Consider the following 16,875-nt stretch of genomic DNA (forward strand, 5'->3'; position numbering starts at 1 on the left):
ATACATACCACAGTACGGGCTGCAGCCTTGCAGCGCCTTTTATTGGGAAATCGTTATGCAATCCTCTGTCAATAAGTCAGAAAGCCGGACCTTCTTCGGCCATCCCTATCCGCTGGGTTCTCTGTTCTTCACCGAAATGTGGGAGCGTTTCTCGTTCTACGGCATCCGTCCGCTGCTGATCCTGTTTATGGCCGCCACCGTGTACGATGGCGGTCTGGGTCTCGCGCGCGAGAACGCGTCGGCGATCGTCGGCATCTTCGCCGGCAGCATGTACCTGGCGGCACTGCCGGGCGGCTGGCTGGCGGACAACTGGCTCGGCCAACGCAAGGCCGTCTGGTACGGTTCGATCCTGATCGCGCTCGGCCACCTGTCGATCGCCCTGTCCGCGGTGATGGGCACCAATCTGTTCTTCATCGGCCTGATGTTCATCGTGCTCGGTTCCGGCCTGTTCAAAACCTGTATCTCGGTGATGGTCGGTACGCTGTACAAAAAAGGCGATGCGCGTCGTGACGGCGGTTTCTCGCTGTTCTACATGGGCATCAACATCGGCTCGTTCATTGCCCCGCTGATCTCCGGCTGGTTGATCAAGTCACACGGCTGGCACTGGGGCTTCGGCATCGGCGGTATCGGGATGCTGGTGGCGCTGGTGATCTTCCGGGTATTCGCCGTACCGGCGATGAAACGTTATGACCACGAAGTGGGCCTGGACTCCACCTGGAACAGCCCGGTCGCGAAGAAAGAAGGCGTCGGCGTCTGGTTGCTGGCGCTGGCGGCCATCCTGGTGGCGGTCATCGTGCTGATCGCTCAGGGTACCATCGTCATCAATCCGGTCGAGGTGGCCAGCGTGCTGGTATACGTCATCGCCGCGTCGGTCACCCTGTACTTCATCTATCTGTTCGCCTTTGCCGGCCTGAGCCGCAAAGAGCGTGCGCGCCTGCTGGTGTGCTTCATCCTGCTGATCTCCGCTGCGTTCTTCTGGTCGGCGTTTGAACAGAAACCGACCTCGTTCAACCTGTTCGCCAACGATTACACCAATCGCATGATCGGCGGCTTCGAGATCCCGGCGGTGTGGTTCCAGTCGATCAACGCCCTGTTCATCATCCTGCTGGCGCCAGTGTTCAGCTGGGCCTGGCCTGCGCTGGCACGCAATAACGTGCGTCCGAGCAGCATCACCAAGTTCGTGATCGGTATCCTGTGCGCCGCCGGCGGTTTCGGCCTGATGATGTTGGCCGCGCAGAATGTGCTGAGCAACGGCGGCGCCGGCGTATCGCCGATGTGGCTGGTGGGCAGTATCCTGATGCTGACGCTGGGTGAGCTGTGCCTGAGCCCGATCGGGCTGGCCACCATGACGCTGCTGGCGCCGGAGAGAATGCGCGGGCAAATGATGGGGCTGTGGTTCTGCGCCAGTGCGCTGGGCAACCTGGCGGCCGGTCTGATCGGCGGCCACGTCAAGGCCGACCAACTGGATATGCTGCCGAATCTGTTCGCTCGCTGTTCAGTCGCGTTGCTGATCTGCGCCGCCGTGCTTATCGTGCTGATCGTGCCGATTCGCCGCATGCTGGAAAATACCCAGTCCAAGAGCGCGCAAAAACCGGCGACCAACGTCTGACGGATAACCCGTTTTTCTCTCGCAAACCGGCGCTCGATGCGCCGGTTTTTTTATGCTTGCCAGGCCTGATGTTGTAAGACCACCCGGTAGCCGTCAGGATCTTCAAAGGTTTGCCCCGCGCGATCCCAATAGGGATTATAGGCGGCGACCGCCAAGAACCCCGCCGCCCGCATCCGCTCACACGCGGCCCGCCATTCGTTCTCATCCGGCAGATAAAATACCAGCAGATGATCCTGCGTCGGCGCCTGCCCGACCCGCACCCCGCGGTGCTGCGTGAACTCCAGATGGTAGGCATGCTGCGGATGCCCAATCATCATGCCATCGAACCCCTGATGATCGACAAACTCGCCCAGTTTTTCGAAACCCAGCCCGCGGCAATACAACGCGGCAATTTCCTGCAACCGATCGGTGGGGCGCCCGATGCGCAACACCGCTTTGGCTATCGACATGTACGCCTCCGCCTCATGATAATGTCATACAGCGCCATGCCCGCCAGCATCGCCAGCAGGAACGGCCATACCCGGCCTATCGCCACCCCGGCCAACACCCAGGCCGGGCCGGGGCAAATGCCTGCGATACCCCAGCCGATGCCGAACAGCGCGCTGCCGGCCAGCAAACGGCGATCCACACGCCCGGCGGCCGGGATCTGCAGCGGCTCGCCCAACAGGCTCCGCTCGCGTCGCCGCGCCCACAGGAAGGCCGGCGCTGCCACCGCGATCGCCCCTGCCATCACCAACGCCAGCGAGGGATCCCACATGCCGGTAACGTCGAGAAACGCCAACACCTTGGCCGGATTGGCCATGCCGGCGATAATTAACCCCAGACCGAAAATCACGCCGCTCAGCAGCGCCAACAGCGTTTTAAGCATTTTCAACCTCCCAACGTGTGGCGCATCAGCCACACGGTCATAAAGCCCAGCAGCATAAACACCGCCGTGGCGGCCAGTGAACGCGGCGCCAACCGCGCGACGCCGCACACGCCGTGCCCGCTGGTGCAACCGCTGCCCAATCGAGTGCCCAAGCCCACCAACAGCCCTGCGGCCGCCAGCCAGCCGTTGCCAACCGAGATCTCACCGGGCGGCAACGCCGCAGCGGCAGCATACAGCCAGGGAGAGAGCAGCAACCCGCCAATAAATGCGGCGCGCCAGCCCCCCTCCCGGCCGCCCACGCTCAATAAACCGCCGGTAATGCCGCTGATACCGGCGATCCGGCCATTGAACAGCAGCAGCAGCGCTACCGCGCCGCCGATAATGGCCCCGCCCGCCAACGCGGAATACGGCGTGAAGTGCTGCCAGTCAATGGTCATCGCGGTTCTCCGGCTGTGGGCAATACAGTTGATACAGGGTCGTGAGCAGCGCCAGCGCTTTGGCATCGGCCACCGCATAGTAAATCTGCTTGCCGGCTCGCCGGGTGGAGACCAACCCCTCCTCGCGCAGCACGCCAAGCTGTTGGGACAGCGTCGGCTGGCGGATATCCAGCGCCTGCGCCAGCTCGCTCACCGCCATCTCGCCCTGACTGAGCCTGCACAGTAACAGCAGCCGATCTTCGTTGCCCAAGGTACGCAGCATCGCACCGGCCTGCGCCGCCGCCTTGCGCATCGCATCAATATCCATTGCCTCTCCATCAGTTTATAAAATTATATAATATAATTTTATAAACCATTTTGCCGTGCCGCGCCACAGACTGGTGTGAAACAACGCCGCATGGCATGCTGTCTTCCCCCTTTTGCCGCGCGGAGCCTGCTTACGATGCTGTTGTTTCACGACGTTCTGCCGCCCGATCGGCCTGTACGGCCATTAGCCAGAGATTATCGCCACGGCGACAGCGAGCCGGACCACTACCATAACTGCGCGCAGCTGATTCACAGCCTCAGCGGCGTGGTGCAGGTCACGACCCGGCTCGGCAGTTGGGTGGTGCCGCCCGGCCGCGGCGTCTGGGTGCCGGCGAAAGTGGTGCACAGCCTGCGTATCACCGGCCAGGTGGCCGCCAGGACGTTGTTCGTCGATCCGTTGGCGCGCGCCGATCTGCCGGCCCAATGCCAGGTAGTGCAGGTTTCCCCGCTGCTGCGCGAGTTGATTATCTGTGCGATGGAAATTGCGCCCGGCTATCCAAGCGGCGGGCGCGATGAGCGCGTGATGGAACTGATTCTGGATGAGTTGCGAATGCTGCCGATTCTGCCGCTGCACCTGCCGGAACCTCGCGAAGCCTCGCTGCTCGCCCTGTGCCGCCATATCCAGGCCACGCTGGCGCAACCCTGGACGCTGGAACAGGCTGCCGCTCATCTCAGCGTCAGCGGACGCACTCTGTCGCGGCGCTTCCAGCGAGAAACCGGGCTGCATTTTAGCGATTGGGTGCGACGCGCCCGTTTGCTGGCGGCATTAAACGCGCTGGCGACCGGCCGCTCGGTGTTGGAAGTGGCGCTGGATCTCGGCTATGACAGCCCCAGCGCGTTCAGCGCCATGTTCCGCCGGCTGCTGGGAGTAGCGCCCAGCGACTATTTCAGCCGGACTGCGCCGACGTTGGCGCCAGATAGCGCCCGGCGACGTTGAACAGCGCCTGCAGCGAAGCGCTGGCGGAGTCGGCGTCGATGCCAACGCCGTAAGTCGCCTCACCTTGCGGCAGCGTACAGCGAATATAGGCCACCGCTCGGCTATCGCTCTGATGTCCCAACGTATGCTCGTGATAATCCTCGATCGCCAGCGACAAGCCGAAGCGCTGACGCAGCGCATCCACCGCGCTGGAAAGCAGACCGTTGCCGGCCCCCTGCAGGCGCAGTGGCTCTCCCTCGCAGGCAACTCGCGCGTTGAAGCTGTAGGCCTCTACCCCATGGCTTTCCGTTTGGTAGCTTAACAGCTGCAAACGCGGCTGCTCCACCAGCCCGTAAGTATCGCGGAATAAACGCCACAGCTGCGCGCCGCTCATTTCTTTGCCGCTGCCGTCGGTCGCGCGCTGCACCACTTGGCTGAAATCAATCTGCAAACCGCGCGGCAACGCCAACCCATGATTCTGTTCCAACAACCAGGCGGCGCCGCTTTTGCCGGACTGGCTGTTGACCCGGATCACCGCTTCATAGCTGCAACCGACATCGGCGGGATCGAGCGGCAGGTATGGCACCTGCCAGCGGCCATCTTGCCGCTGCCGTTGCGCGGCGAAACCTTTCTTGATCGCATCCTGATGCGAACCGGAAAAGGCGGTAAACACCAACTCGCCGGCATAAGGATGGCGAGGATGCACCGGCAGCTGATTGCACTGCTCCACCACCTCCACCACCTGCTTCAGGCGGCTGAAGTCCAGACCCGGCGCTACGCCCTGGGTATAGAGATTCAACGCCAGCGTGACCAGATCGACGTTGCCGGTGCGCTCTCCGTTGCCGAACAGGCAGCCTTCGACCCGATCGGCGCCGGCCAGCAAGGCCAGCTCCGCACAGGCCACGCCGGTGCCGCGATCGTTATGCGGATGCACGCTGATCGCCACATCGGCGCGACGGCTGAAGTGCCGGCAAAACCATTCGATCTGATCGGCATACACGTTGGGCGTGCTCACTTCCACCGTCGCCGGCAGGTTGATGATCATCGGCCGCTGCGGCCCCGGCTGCCAAACCTCCGCCACCGCTTCGCAGATCTCCAGCGCGAACTCTAACTCAGTAAAACAGAAGGTTTCCGGTGAATACTCGAAGCACCAGGCGGTATCGGGCTGTGCCTCGCACTGCCGGCGGATGCGCCGCGCGCCGTTCACCGCCAGCGCCACGGTGGCGGCCTTATCCTGGCGGAACACGATATCGCGAAACATCGGCGCCGTGGCGTTATACAGATGCACGATAGCCCGCGGCGCCCCCTGCAGCGCCTCGAAGGTGCGATCGATCAGATCGTCGCGCGACTGCGTCAGCACCTGGATCGTGACGTCGTCCGGGATCAGCCGCTCGTCGATCAGCGCGCGTACAAAGTCGAAATCCGTTTGCGACGCCGAAGGGAAAGCCACCTCGATCTCCTTGAAACCGCACTGCAACAACAATTGATAGAATTCGCGCTTGCGCGCGTTATCCATCGGCTCCGCCAGCGCCTGGTTGCCGTCGCGCAGATCGCTGGAGCACCAGCGCGGCGCCTGCCTCAGCGTACGCGCAGGCCATTGGCGGTCCGGCAACGCCACCGGCGGGAACGGTCGGTATTTGCTTGAAGGGTCGATTAACATGGGCTTCTCCTGACGCCAGAATGAACGATGCGTCATTATTTCCCGCCATCGCCTCCTCTTCTCCCGCTTTGCGGACAACCATCGTCGCAAAGCGGACAACAAAAAAATTTGCATCCTGCGCCAGTGAGACAACAATTAGTTTTGACGTTTCCCCCACCGCACCGGCAGTGCGCCGGACGCTTTACTCTCATTGTCAACGGAGGCGAACATGAGCCTGTATGCAACCCTGGAAGAAGCCATCGAGGCCGCACGCGAAGAGTTTATCGACACCGCCGAAGGCGGCAGCGGTGACGAGCCGCCGGTGCCCCAGCAGTTCAACCTGCAAAAGTACGTGATGCAGGATGGGGACACGATGTGGCAGGCGGAGTTCTTCGAAGAAGAAGGAGAGGCGGTGGAATGCATGACGCTGCGCAGCGGTGCGGCGGCGCAGGCGATCTTCGACGGTGACTACGACGAGGTGGAAATTACCGCCGAGTGGATAGATGAAAACACCCTGTACGAATGGGAAGAAGGCGACTTTCAGCTCGAACCGCCGCTGGATACCGAAGAAGGCCAGGCCGCAGCCGATGAGTGGGATGAACGTTAACCCGCGCCGCGCTTTCATCGCCAAGGAGGCCGCATGATTATTCGCCGGGCCCGCCCTACCGACTACCCCGCCATTTTGCAGCTACAGGGGGAAAACGTGCCGGAAGCGCTCGACGAGAGCCAAAAACGGCAGGGATTTATCGTATCGCGCATGAATGAGGCGCAGCTGGCGACGATCAACCGCGGCATCGGCATATGGGTGGCCGAACAGGAGAACCAACTGGCGGGGTTTGTTTGCCTGATGCCCGCCGACGCGCAACCGCGGCCGCCGGTGGTGGATGCGATGCTGGCGACGCTCGCCACGCAATCCTTCGCCGGACGGCCGCTGAGTGAGCAGCGGGTGTTTCTCTACGGCCCCGTTTGCCTCGCCGCCGCCTGGCGCGGCAAAGGCGTGCTGAAGCGCCTCTACGCCGCGGTCAAAGCGCACACCCGCGATGATTACGACGTGGGCGCGTTGTTTATCGACGACGACAATCCGCATTCGTTGGCCGCTCACGTGCAAGGGCTGGGGATGACGGCGCTGGCGCCTTTCCATTGCGGGCAGAAAGGCTATCAGCTGGTGGTGTTCGCCACCCGCTGAACGAAATTACTCGTAGGGGCCATGCTGCGCATCAAACGGCAGCATAAAGGTGTCCACCACCATCGACAGCGGCACGTCTATCACCGTGACATAGCGCCAGGGCGTATCGCGCAGATCCCACTGCACGCCGGGATAATACTGGTGACCATGCCCGGCGCCGGGCACGGTGCGGCTGATAATGCTGCCGCAGCCGGTGAGTGCCATCACACCGGCCGCCACGCAGGCCAGCCGAAGGTAGGAAGAGAGCTTCACGACATTGACTCTGAGCAAGGGGTTGTTTCGCGAGTGAACAACGCATCGGCCGCAGTCTACCACAGTTCCCGTTCTCCACCGGCGTCGGCGCACGTAAGCAAAAGGTAAAAAAAAAACGGGGAATGCGCCATGCGCATTCCCCGTCTGAGCGTTGCCGTTAAGCGATTAACGCCGGCCCGTAGGGTGCGCCAGCGGGTTGTGCGGCAACTGCTGATAGTGCTCACGCCAGGCGGCGCCTTCCGGCAACAGCCAGACGCGCTGATGCAAACGAGCCAGCGTGACCGGATCGCTCAGCAGCTCCAGACGTTTGCCCTTCACCAGCTTCTCAGGTCCCAACTGCAGCGCTTCGTTCACCCGCTCCTCACGGTTGCGATCGAGCGTCGCGCGCAGATGGTGACGCGCCGTCGCCAACGCCGTCGCCAGCGCGTTGAAGGATGGGTTGACCACCGCATGCATAAAGCCGTTGGTCAGCGCGCGGTTACGGTTGAGATGCAGATATTCTTCCGTCGCCAACAGCTCACGCGGCGGATTGTACTCTTCCGGGATCAGGAACAGCTTGGCGCGTTTGCTTTTCATGCCCAGCGTTGCGCGGCTCGACAGCACCGACACGAACGGCGACAGGATCAGCGAAAACACGATCGGCGCCAACCACCACAGGAAGCGCAGATCCAGCCACGCCATGCCGCCGGCCCACACCAGGCCCAGCAACATCTGCGAGCCATGGCGGCGGAACGCTTCGCCCCACGGCGTATCGTCATCGTCACGCTGCGGCGAATTCCACACCACTTCCCAACCGAGGAAGGCGCTCACCACGAATACGGTATGGAACAGCATGCGCACCGGCGCCAGCAGCACCGAGAACAGCATTTCCATCAGCATCGAAATGAACAGACGGAACGCCCCGCCGTACTCTTTCGCGCCCTTGGCCCAGATCAGCACAATACTGAGCAACTTCGGCAGGAACAGCAGCACCAGCGTGGTGGAGAACAGCGCTATCGCCAGTTCGGGCCGCCACTGCGGCCAGACCGGGAACAGCTGCCGTGGCTGCAGGAAGTATTGCGGCTCCATCAGCGTATGCACCACCTGCAATGCGGTGGAGAGCGCCAGGAACATAAACCACAGCGGCGCCGACAGGTAGGACATGACACCGGTCAGGAACACCGCGCGGTGCACCGGGTGCATGCCTTTCACCAGGAACAGGCGGAAGTTCATCAGGTTGCCGTGACACCAGCGACGGTCGCGCTTCAGCTCGTCCAGCAGGTTTGGCGGCAGCTCTTCATAACTGCCCGGCAGATCGTAAGCGATCCACACGCCCCAGCCGGCGCGGCGCATCAGCGCCGCTTCAACGAAGTCGTGCGACAGGATAGACCCGGCGAAAGAGCCCTCGCCCGGCAGCGGCGCCAGCGCACAGTGCTCGATAAACGGCTTCACGCGGATGATAGCGTTGTGCCCCCAGTAGTGCGACTCGCCCAGCTGCCAGAAATGCAGGCCGGCGGTGAACAACGGTCCGTAAACGCGGGTGGCGAACTGCTGCACGCGCGCATACAGGGTATCCATACCGGACGCCTTCGGCGCCGACTGGATGATGCCGGCGTTCGGGTTGGCTTCCATCAGACGCACCAGCCCGGTGAGGCATTCGCCGCTCATCACGCTGTCGGCATCCAGGATCACCATGTAGCTGTACTCACCGCCCCAGCGACGGCAGAAGTCGTCGATGTTGCCGCTCTTGCGTTTTACGCGGCGACGGCGGCGGCGATAGAAAATGCGGCCGTGGCCATCGACATCGCGGCACAGCTCCATCCACGCCTTTTGCTCGGCCACGCAGATGTCCGGATCGTAGCTGTCGCTCAGCACGTAGATATCGAAGTGTTCCAACTGACCGGTCGCGGCGACGGACTCATAGGTCGCACGCAGGCCGGCGAACACGCGTTCGACGTCTTCGTTGCAGATCGGCATGATCAGCGCAGTGCGGTGCGCCGGGTTGATCGGCTCATCGCCCTTGATGGTGGAGGAAATGCTGTATTTGTCCTTGCCGATCAGCAGCTGCAGGAAGCCCATCAGCGCGGTCCAAAAACCGGCCGAGACCCAGCAGAACAGCACGGCGAACAGGATCAGAATGCCGGTTTGCAACACATACGGCAGCAGCTGCAGCACCGACTGCATCAGATCCTGATCCAGCATGGCGATAGGATCGATCAGCGCCCAGCCCTGATAAGGCAAGATGGTTTTCATATACCAGGTAGCGATGCCGGTTTGCACCAGCATCAGCACCAGCAGCACATAGCGGCGCATGGAGCCGACGGTACGCCAGCGGTTTTCAGCCTCGGCCTCCTCTTTGGTGGCGTGCCGATTGTGCGGCGAACGCCCCAGCAGAGAATCCCAGAAGCGCGCCACCGGGTTGGTGCGCCAGGCTTCCGGGAACATGGTGGTCCGTTTGATCGGCGGCGTCGCCTTCAGAATGGCGCGCCCTTCGGCGTCGGTGTCGAAGTCGTCATCGCTGACCGCATCCGGCCAGGCGTTTTCGATGCGCGGTTTGACCGAGGCCAGCGCCACGTCATCCGCCGACAGGCTATTGACGTTGGCGTCAGCGGCGCCCATCTGCCGATGGAGCGCCTCCAGTGCCTGAGCGTCATCCGCCGTTTGAGGGTTGAGCGCCTCCGACCGCTCGGCGGTCAGAGGCAGCGCCGCAAGATAATCCTGGGCGGGTTGAGTAGGCTTATTCATTGGCAGGTAGCTGATAGCTCCAGGTTTCCGACAGAGTCTTATCGCCATTGACCAGTGCCGCACGCATTTCTACCGGCTTCTTGTCGTCTTTCACTTTCAGACGCACCGTCAGGCGCCAGCCTTTGGTCACTGGGTTATAGCGGACGTTGTTTTCTACCATCTCACCGTTGTCGCCGATGCTGATCTGAGAGGCGACCGGAGTATTGGCATCCAGCCCTTTCAGCACCGGGCCAACGAAGTCGACCAGGAAGGCCACGCTGCCGTCTGGCTCGCGAATCAGGTTGGACTGCTTCACGTCGCCGGTCGAGCGCATGGTACGAGCCACATAGGCGATATCTTGCGAATGCAGTTTGTCTTCATCGCGGGTGAAGTTCAAACGGTAGCTCAGCGTCAGCGGCTTTTTGGCCTCCGGCAAGGTATCCGGCGTCCAGAACGCGACGATGTTGTCGTTGGTTTCATCCGCCGTCGGGATCTCCACCAGCTCGACCTTGCCTTTGCCCCAGTCGCCCTTCGGTTCGATCCAGGCGCTCGGACGCAGATCGTAACGATCGTCCAGATCTTCATATTCTTTGAAGTTGCGACCGCGCTGCAGCAGACCGAAGCCTTTCGGATTCTCGACGGTATAGGTGCTGACGGACAGGTGTTTAGGATTGTTCAGCGGACGCCAGATCCACTCGCCGTTGCCGGCATGGATAGACAGACCGTTGGAATCGTGCAACGCCGGGCGGTAGTTCAGCGTCGGCGACGGCTGGTTCGGCCCGAACAGGTACATGCTGGTCAACGGCGCCAGGCCCAGTTTGCCCACCTTGTCGCGCAGGAACACTTTGGACTCGACGTCCACGGTGGTGTCGCGGCCCGGGATCACCGTAAAACGGTAAGCGCCGGTGGCGCGCGGGGAATCCAGCAGCGCATAGATCACCAGGTGCTTGTCGCCCTGCTTCGGACGCTCAACCCAGAATTCGCGGAAACGCGGGAACTCTTCGCCGGACGGCAAAGCGGTATCGATAGCCAGGCCGCGAGCGGAAAGCCCGTAAACCTGCCCTTTACCCACCACGCGGAAATAGCTCGCGCCCAGCAGGCTCATGATCTCATCGTTTTTGTCGGCGCTGTTGATCGGGTAGAGCACCTTGAAGCCGGCAAAACCGAGATTTTTCACCGATTCAGGGTCGTGTTTGACCGAACCGAAGTTGAAGTAATCCGGGCTGTACTTGATCTGTTTTACGCTGGTGGAGGTGACTTCGTTGATTTTCACCGGCGTGTCGAAGTACATCCCCTGATGATAAAACTCAAGCTTGAAAGGGGTTTTCAGCTTGCTCCAATAGGCTTTATCGTGATTGAACTGAATCTGCTGATAGTCTGCGAACTTCATCTCGCGGAACTGAGAAGGAAGGTTGCTCTTCGGGGCTTCGAAACCTTTCGCCGCCAGATCCTGCGCCTGCTTGGCGACATCATCAATAGAAAAGGCCCAAGCCGGCGAACTGAACAGCGTGAACAATACGGTCGCACCTAACCAACGAACGCTCGCGGCGCGTGGTTGTCCGGATAATATATTAACTAGCACATCCCCCCCTATTCGTGTGCTCAAATCATTTAAATCCATATTAATGGATTACTCAGCTTTCCGACAACATGATAAATGGATGGTTCATGTTTACGGCTCATTGTTTAAGCAGCTGATGGAACACCAGCGTAGCAAGCCGCGCAACAAGACGCTATGGAAAAATGCGGGGGGCTATAGTAGGGTTCCGGATAACAATTTAACGTTTGACGACTTATTAAGCGTGTTAATGAACTCTCGATTAAATCACCAGCGGTAATCTATGACTAAAGGCAGCAAACAGCGCGAGTTTTTCCTCGACTCCATCAGAGCCTATTTGATGTTGCTCGGCATTCCGTTTCACCTCTCCCTGATTTATTCCAGCCACGCCTGGGCGGTGAACAGCGCGTCGCCCTCCTTCTCGCTCACGGTGCTGAACGACTTTATCCACGCCTTCCGCATGCAGGTGTTCTTCGTGATATCCGGCTACTTCTCCTACATGCTTTACGAGCGCTACGAGCGCCACCAGTGGCTGAAGGTCAGGCTGGAGCGGGTGGCGATCCCGCTGTTGAGCTCCATCCCGCTGATCACGGTGCCGCAGTTTTTCATGCTGAAATATTTCACCGATAAATTAAACGGCTGGGATGAATTTTCTCTCTATCAGAAAATAAATGTAACAGTTTGGGAATTGGTTTCTCATCTGTGGTTCTTATTGACGCTGTCATTGTTAACCTGCGCCTGTTTTTATCTGTTCCGTAAAATCAAGCGTCAACCCCGTGAACATATTCCAACGATAATAAACAGAATGCGCGGATTAGGAAACATCTCACTGTATTTCTTTATTTATGCGGTATGCTATTCGGCCGCGCACCGTATTATTTTAATTTTCGCCCCGCAGCTATTATCCAACGGCCTGTTCAATTTCGTGGTGATGGAGACGATGTTCTACCTGCCGTTCTTCCTCCTCGGCGCCTATGCGTTTAAGTACGTGTGGCTTAAGGAGATTTTTCTGCGCCGCTCGCCGCTGGCGCTGCTCGGTTCGCTGCTGCTGTTTATCGCATATATGCTGAACCAAAAGATGTTGGCGCACAGCAGCTATATGTTCGAGCTGGAAGTGGTGATCAAAACCCTAATGGGGATCCTGATGACCAACGTAGTGTTCTCTTTCGGGCATAACCTGCTGAATTATCACTCGCCGCGCATCACCTATCTGGTCAACGCCTCGCTGTTTATATATCTGGTGCACCATCCGTTGACCCTGATATATGGCGCTTTCGTGACGCCGTATATCGGCAACAACCTGTTGGGATTCTTGCTGGGCCTGCTGTTTGTGTTCTCTCTGGCCTTCGCGCTATATGAACTGCACAAGCGCATTCCGGTGCTGCGCTTCCTGTTCTCCGGCAAGCCGCAATAGGCTTCCCACCCCATTTCTGGGTGATGATTTATCATCCAGAAATTAACCTCACCAATGATAAAGCGCCTCACTACCTCGGCGCAGCGATAGCTGCCCTGAGCATTTTCCTAATATTAATCCTAATCCCCGGGATACATTGCAAAACGGCAACTGCCTGTTACGCTCATTATTCATACTTATAAATCAGTTGCGTTACTTTCTGGGCTAGGTACACATATGAGAGAAGCATGGGTCGATTATGCCAAGGGAATCGGCATCATTCTCGTGGTTTTTGGCCACGTCAATCGGGGTCTATACAGCGCGGGCATTCAGCTTTCCGGTTCATCCTATCTACTGACAGACAGCATCCTCTACAGTTTTCATATGCCACTGTTTTTCTTCCTTTCCGGCCTGTTTTTTACGCAGTCCTTGGATAAAAAGGGAAAAACACGCTTTGTGATCAGCAAGATAGACACCATCGTTTATCCCTATGTCATCTGGTCGCTGCTGCAAGGCATGGTGGAAGTGCTGTTGTCGCGCTATACCAATAACCCTGCCAGCCTGGGCGATATCCTGTCGCTGTTTACGCATCCGCGCGCGCAGTTTTGGTTCCTGTATGCCTTGTTCATGGTCTTTATTTTGGCCACCTTGCTGTATAGAAAAGAAACATACCGCTATCTCCTGCCGGTATTGATCGTTATCAGCGCGGGGCTGTATGTCTACCAAGACAGCCTCACCAAAGCCTTCCATTTTGATTACATTACCCGATTCTTGATCTTCTTCCTGCTGGGCGTTTTTGCCATTCGCTACGCTTCGCTCATCGCCCATCTGGGTTTCGGTTCGCTGCTGGCCTCCCTGATCGCGTTTATCGCGTTGCAGTGGGGATTCCACGGCTATTCAGGCTTGCTGTATACCGATACCGGAAGTTTCTCCCTATTACTGGCGATTGAAGCCATCTTCTTGATCGTCAACCTGTCGGTTCTGTTGGCCAAAACAAATCTTTCCTGGCTGCGCCGACTCGGCGAATTGAGCATGGTCATCTATTTGATGCATATCCTCGCGGCCAGCGGCTTACGCATCGTACTGACCAAGTTTATGCATATCAGCCATTGGCCAACACAAGCGATCGCCGGCACGCTGTTCGGGCTAATCGCCCCTGTTGTCGCCTATGCGCTGATACAACGCCTGCATCTTACTTTTCTGTTGGAGCGTCCTCGTTTCAATAGCCGTCTGCGAAAAGAAAAAATCTCCTGAAGGCGGTTCAACCGCCTTCACGTTTTCTCCCCGTCGCTATACTTGATGGCGCAACCTATCGGTTGCGTCATCTCTCTCTTGCCATGCAGAGCACACATTGCTCAGCCTGGCGTCGCCCGTTAGGGCAAAGTGATACGGCTGCATAGATAACCTAGCCGTTATAACTGCAATGCATAAGTAGAAATCCGGATCCCTGCCTTACGGTAGTGATTGGGCTCAACACCCCCGAAGGGCTGCGCGATCGTTTAATTTATTCGATGGCGTTAGCTGCATCTCCCTTCCGTCACGACAGAGAGGATTTTGAATGACCGATAAGACCCCCCCGGCTCAAGAAGCCATAGCGGAAAACGCCACCCTGCTGAAGATCCTCGGCAGGTTGCTGTCCGCGCTGGACGCTTCGATCAGCGGCAAAGAACGCAGCGTTTTGGTCGCTGAGCTTTCCAACTTCAATCTCGACGGTATTTCTGAGGCGGAAAGCAAGCTGGCCACCGAACTGATCAAACGGGCGCTGGAATCGCTCGATCATTAATCCTACCGCGCCTGCAAACCATTAAGCCTGCCTGCGCGGGCTTAATGGTTTTTCCTCCGCCGAATGGGACATTATTGCCGAAACAGAAATACAGCAGCCTGATAATGTTAGATAAAAGGCAGAATTTCCCCTCTTCTCCTCACTTTCGTAGTTCAAACGTGCCAACAGGCAATAATTGATCGGTTGTTTTCACAATCAGCCTTGGCGTTTTACCCACTAAACACGTTATCATCGGCACACGCGCAGTGCCCCCCCTATTCCCAGCCTCAGGAGAGCAATATTTTGGATGCCAGCACCATTAACAGTTTGTTCGTCATCGGTGCCGTGCTGGTGGGGGCAAGCATTCTGCTCAGCTCATTTTCTTCCCGGCTCGGCATTCCGATCCTGGTGATCTTCCTGGCGATCGGCATGCTGGCCGGCGTCGATGGCCCCGGCGGCATCGTCTTCAGCAATTACCCGGTCGCTTATCTGGTCAGCAACCTCGCGTTGGCAGTGATCCTGCTCGACGGCGGCATGCGTACCCGGGTCAGCTCTTTCCGCGTCGCCCTGTGGCCGGCACTCTCTCTCGCCACCGTCGGTGTAGTGATCACCGCCGGTCTGACCGGCATGGCCGCCGCCTGGCTGTTCAATCTCGATCTGCTGCAGGGGCTGCTGATCGGCGCCATCATCGGTTCCACCGACGCCGCCGCGGTCTTCTCCCTTTTGGGGGGCAAAGGTTTGAACGAACGCGTCAGCGCCACGCTGGAGATCGAATCCGGCAGCAACGATCCGATGGCGGTGTTTCTCACCATCACGCTGATTGCGATGATCGCCGCCGGGGAAACCGCACTGAGCTGGACCTTCCCGCTGCATCTGATGCAGCAGTTCGGCATGGGCATCGTCTTCGGTCTGGGCGGCGGCTGGCTGCTACTGACGCTGATCAACCACATCAAACTGGCGGACGGCCTCTATCCGCTGCTGGCGGTAAGCGGCGGTATTCTTATTTTCGCACTGACCACCGCGCTGGACGGCAGCGGCATTCTGGCGGTGTATTTGTGCGGCCTGCTGCTGGGCAACCGGCCGATCCGCAACCGTCACGGCATCGTACAAACCTTCGATGGCCTGGCCTGGCTCAGCCAGATCGGCATGTTCCTGGTGCTCGGGCTGCTGCTCAACCCGCACGAGCTGCTGCCGATCGCCATCCCTGCTCTGCTGCTGTCGCTGTGGATGATCCTGTTCGCCCGCCCGCTGTCGGTGTTTATCGGCCTGCTGCCGTTCCGCAGCTTTACCCTGCGCGAGCGCGGCTTTATTTCCTGGGTCGGCCTGCGCGGCGCGGTGCCGGTGATTCTGGCGGTGTTCCCGATGATGGCCGGGCTGCCCAACGCCCAGCTGTTCTTCAACGTGGCGTTCTTCGTGGTGCTGGTCTCCCTGCTGCTACAGGGCACCACACTGTCGTTCGCCGCTAAAAAAGCCAAGGTGATCGTGCCGCCGGCGCTGACGCCGATCTCCCGCGTTGGGCTGGATGTACACCCGGAAAACCAGTGGGAACAGTTCGTGTATCAGCTTTCGGCGGAAAACTGGTGCGTCGGCGCGGCGCTGCGTGAGCTGAAAATGCCGCCCAATACCCGCATCGCCGCCCTGTTCCGCGGCAAAGAGCTGCTGCATCCTAGCGGCAGTACCCGGCTGCGGGAGAACGATATTCTGTGCGTCATCGGCCATGAGCACGATCTGCCGATCCTCGGCAAGCTGTTCAGCCAGGCGCCGGCCGTGACGCTCGACGAACGCTTCTTCGGCGACTTTATCCTGCAATCCGACGCCCGTTTAAGCGACATCTCGCAGGTTTATGGCCTCAATCTGCAAGACGACGTCGACGAGCAGCAGACGCTGGGGCAGTTCGTCATTCAGCTGATCGGCGGTGAACCGGTGATCGGCGACCAGGTGGAATGGGACGGCCTGACCTGGACCATAGCCGAAATGGACGGCAATCAAGTCAGTAAGATAGGCGTCCGAATCGTAACCGACTGACGCTACCGCGGGCGGCGTTACCCGATGAGGGAACTTCTGGCCTTAAGAACGTTCTTAATCACTATCATGATGCATGAAATAGAGCGTCGCTGAATGATATCCCTTTGATATAAAAACTAACAGCGGCGTCCACAGGGATTAAGGATGTGAACGGCAAGACTCGATTTCTTTCGGTGATGATGCTCATGGCGCTGGGCGTAGCGGCAGCCGATCTCAGCATC

General features: G+C 59.1%; 16 protein-coding genes. 8 read left to right on the plus strand and 8 right to left on the minus strand.

Annotated elements, in window-relative coordinates:
- The first annotated feature begins 55 nt into the window (after positions 1-55).
- Complete coding sequence (locus ACJ8KE_RS08780; RefSeq protein ID WP_016928214.1) at positions 56-1,609, plus strand: peptide MFS transporter; 1,554 nt, start codon at positions 56-58, stop codon at positions 1,607-1,609.
- 50 nt (positions 1,610-1,659) lie between these two features.
- Here ACJ8KE_RS08780 and ACJ8KE_RS08785 read toward each other — a convergent pair whose 3' ends face one another.
- From ACJ8KE_RS08785 to ACJ8KE_RS08800, 4 genes are read right to left on the minus strand one after another with little or no spacing between them, the layout of a single operon-like run.
- On the minus strand, positions 1,660-2,058 hold the full coding sequence (locus ACJ8KE_RS08785; RefSeq protein ID WP_016928215.1) for a VOC family protein: 399 nt from the start codon (positions 2,056-2,058) through the stop codon (positions 1,660-1,662).
- Positions 2,049-2,477 (minus strand): DUF6691 family protein, encoded by a 429-nt coding sequence (locus ACJ8KE_RS08790; protein WP_079451369.1) that lies wholly within the window; start codon positions 2,475-2,477, stop codon positions 2,049-2,051. The genes ACJ8KE_RS08785 and ACJ8KE_RS08790 overlap by 10 nt, the downstream gene beginning before the upstream one ends.
- 2 nt (positions 2,478-2,479) lie before the next feature.
- Entirely contained in the window at positions 2,480-2,914 is a 435-nt protein-coding gene (locus tag ACJ8KE_RS08795) for a YeeE/YedE family protein (protein ID WP_117286900.1), read from the minus strand.
- Entirely contained in the window at positions 2,904-3,221 is a 318-nt protein-coding gene (locus tag ACJ8KE_RS08800; RefSeq protein ID WP_016928218.1) for an ArsR/SmtB family transcription factor, read from the minus strand. Before ACJ8KE_RS08800 ends, ACJ8KE_RS08795 begins: the two co-directional genes overlap by 11 nt.
- 135 nt (positions 3,222-3,356) lie before the next feature.
- Here ACJ8KE_RS08800 and ACJ8KE_RS08805 point away from each other — a divergent pair, with 135 nt between their 5' ends.
- Positions 3,357-4,157, plus strand: a complete 801-nt coding sequence (locus ACJ8KE_RS08805) for an AraC family transcriptional regulator (RefSeq protein ID WP_016928219.1) — start codon at positions 3,357-3,359, stop codon at positions 4,155-4,157.
- On the opposite strand, the gene leuA is transcribed toward ACJ8KE_RS08805, so the two are convergent.
- Positions 4,108-5,796 (minus strand): 2-isopropylmalate synthase, encoded by a 1,689-nt coding sequence (leuA, locus tag ACJ8KE_RS08810; protein WP_033640758.1) that lies wholly within the window; start codon positions 5,794-5,796, stop codon positions 4,108-4,110. The two genes, ACJ8KE_RS08805 and leuA, sit on opposite strands and share 50 nt — an antisense overlap.
- 208 nt (positions 5,797-6,004) lie before the next feature.
- On the opposite strand from leuA, the gene ACJ8KE_RS08815 reads away from it, so the two are divergent.
- Complete coding sequence (locus tag ACJ8KE_RS08815; RefSeq protein WP_306376717.1) at positions 6,005-6,382, plus strand: MysB family protein; 378 nt, start codon at positions 6,005-6,007, stop codon at positions 6,380-6,382.
- A gap of 33 nt (positions 6,383-6,415) precedes the next feature.
- Entirely contained in the window at positions 6,416-6,961 is a 546-nt protein-coding gene (locus tag ACJ8KE_RS08820) for a GNAT family N-acetyltransferase (RefSeq protein WP_079451372.1), read from the plus strand.
- A 6-nt stretch (positions 6,962-6,967) separates the two neighbouring features.
- On the opposite strand, the gene ACJ8KE_RS08825 is transcribed toward ACJ8KE_RS08820, so the two are convergent.
- The 3 genes from ACJ8KE_RS08825 to mdoG form a co-directional block, all read right to left on the minus strand.
- The gene (locus ACJ8KE_RS08825) at positions 6,968-7,213 is read right to left on the minus strand and encodes a YceK/YidQ family lipoprotein (protein WP_015377417.1); all 246 of its coding nucleotides are present in this window, start codon (positions 7,211-7,213) and stop codon (positions 6,968-6,970) included.
- A 165-nt stretch (positions 7,214-7,378) separates the two neighbouring features.
- The gene (mdoH, locus tag ACJ8KE_RS08830) at positions 7,379-9,937 is read right to left on the minus strand and encodes a glucans biosynthesis glucosyltransferase MdoH (RefSeq protein ID WP_016928223.1); all 2,559 of its coding nucleotides are present in this window, start codon (positions 9,935-9,937) and stop codon (positions 7,379-7,381) included.
- A complete protein-coding gene (gene mdoG, locus ACJ8KE_RS08835; protein WP_025302384.1) occupies positions 9,930-11,498 on the minus strand; it encodes a glucans biosynthesis protein MdoG in 1,569 nt (522 codons plus the stop codon). Before mdoG ends, mdoH begins: the two co-directional genes overlap by 8 nt.
- Before the next feature lie 259 nt (positions 11,499-11,757).
- On the opposite strand from mdoG, the gene mdoC reads away from it, so the two are divergent.
- The 4 genes from mdoC (at position 11,758) to ACJ8KE_RS08855 (ending at position 16,654) form a co-directional block, all read left to right on the plus strand.
- Positions 11,758-12,888 (plus strand): glucans biosynthesis protein MdoC, encoded by a 1,131-nt coding sequence (gene mdoC / locus ACJ8KE_RS08840; protein ID WP_117286902.1) that lies wholly within the window; start codon positions 11,758-11,760, stop codon positions 12,886-12,888.
- Positions 12,889-13,104: 216 nt separating this feature from the next.
- The gene (locus ACJ8KE_RS08845; protein ID WP_097102371.1) at positions 13,105-14,121 is read left to right on the plus strand and encodes an acyltransferase family protein; all 1,017 of its coding nucleotides are present in this window, start codon (positions 13,105-13,107) and stop codon (positions 14,119-14,121) included.
- 304 nt (positions 14,122-14,425) lie between these two features.
- The gene (locus ACJ8KE_RS08850) at positions 14,426-14,650 is read left to right on the plus strand and encodes a hypothetical protein (protein ID WP_016928227.1); all 225 of its coding nucleotides are present in this window, start codon (positions 14,426-14,428) and stop codon (positions 14,648-14,650) included.
- A gap of 282 nt (positions 14,651-14,932) precedes the next feature.
- Positions 14,933-16,654, plus strand: a complete 1,722-nt coding sequence (locus ACJ8KE_RS08855; RefSeq protein WP_015377414.1) for a potassium/proton antiporter — start codon at positions 14,933-14,935, stop codon at positions 16,652-16,654.
- The last annotated feature ends 221 nt before the right edge of the window (positions 16,655-16,875 follow it).

This window comes from Serratia sp. CY56464, from assembly GCF_052168435.1.
Classification (GTDB): domain Bacteria; phylum Pseudomonadota; class Gammaproteobacteria; order Enterobacterales; family Enterobacteriaceae; genus Serratia; species Serratia marcescens.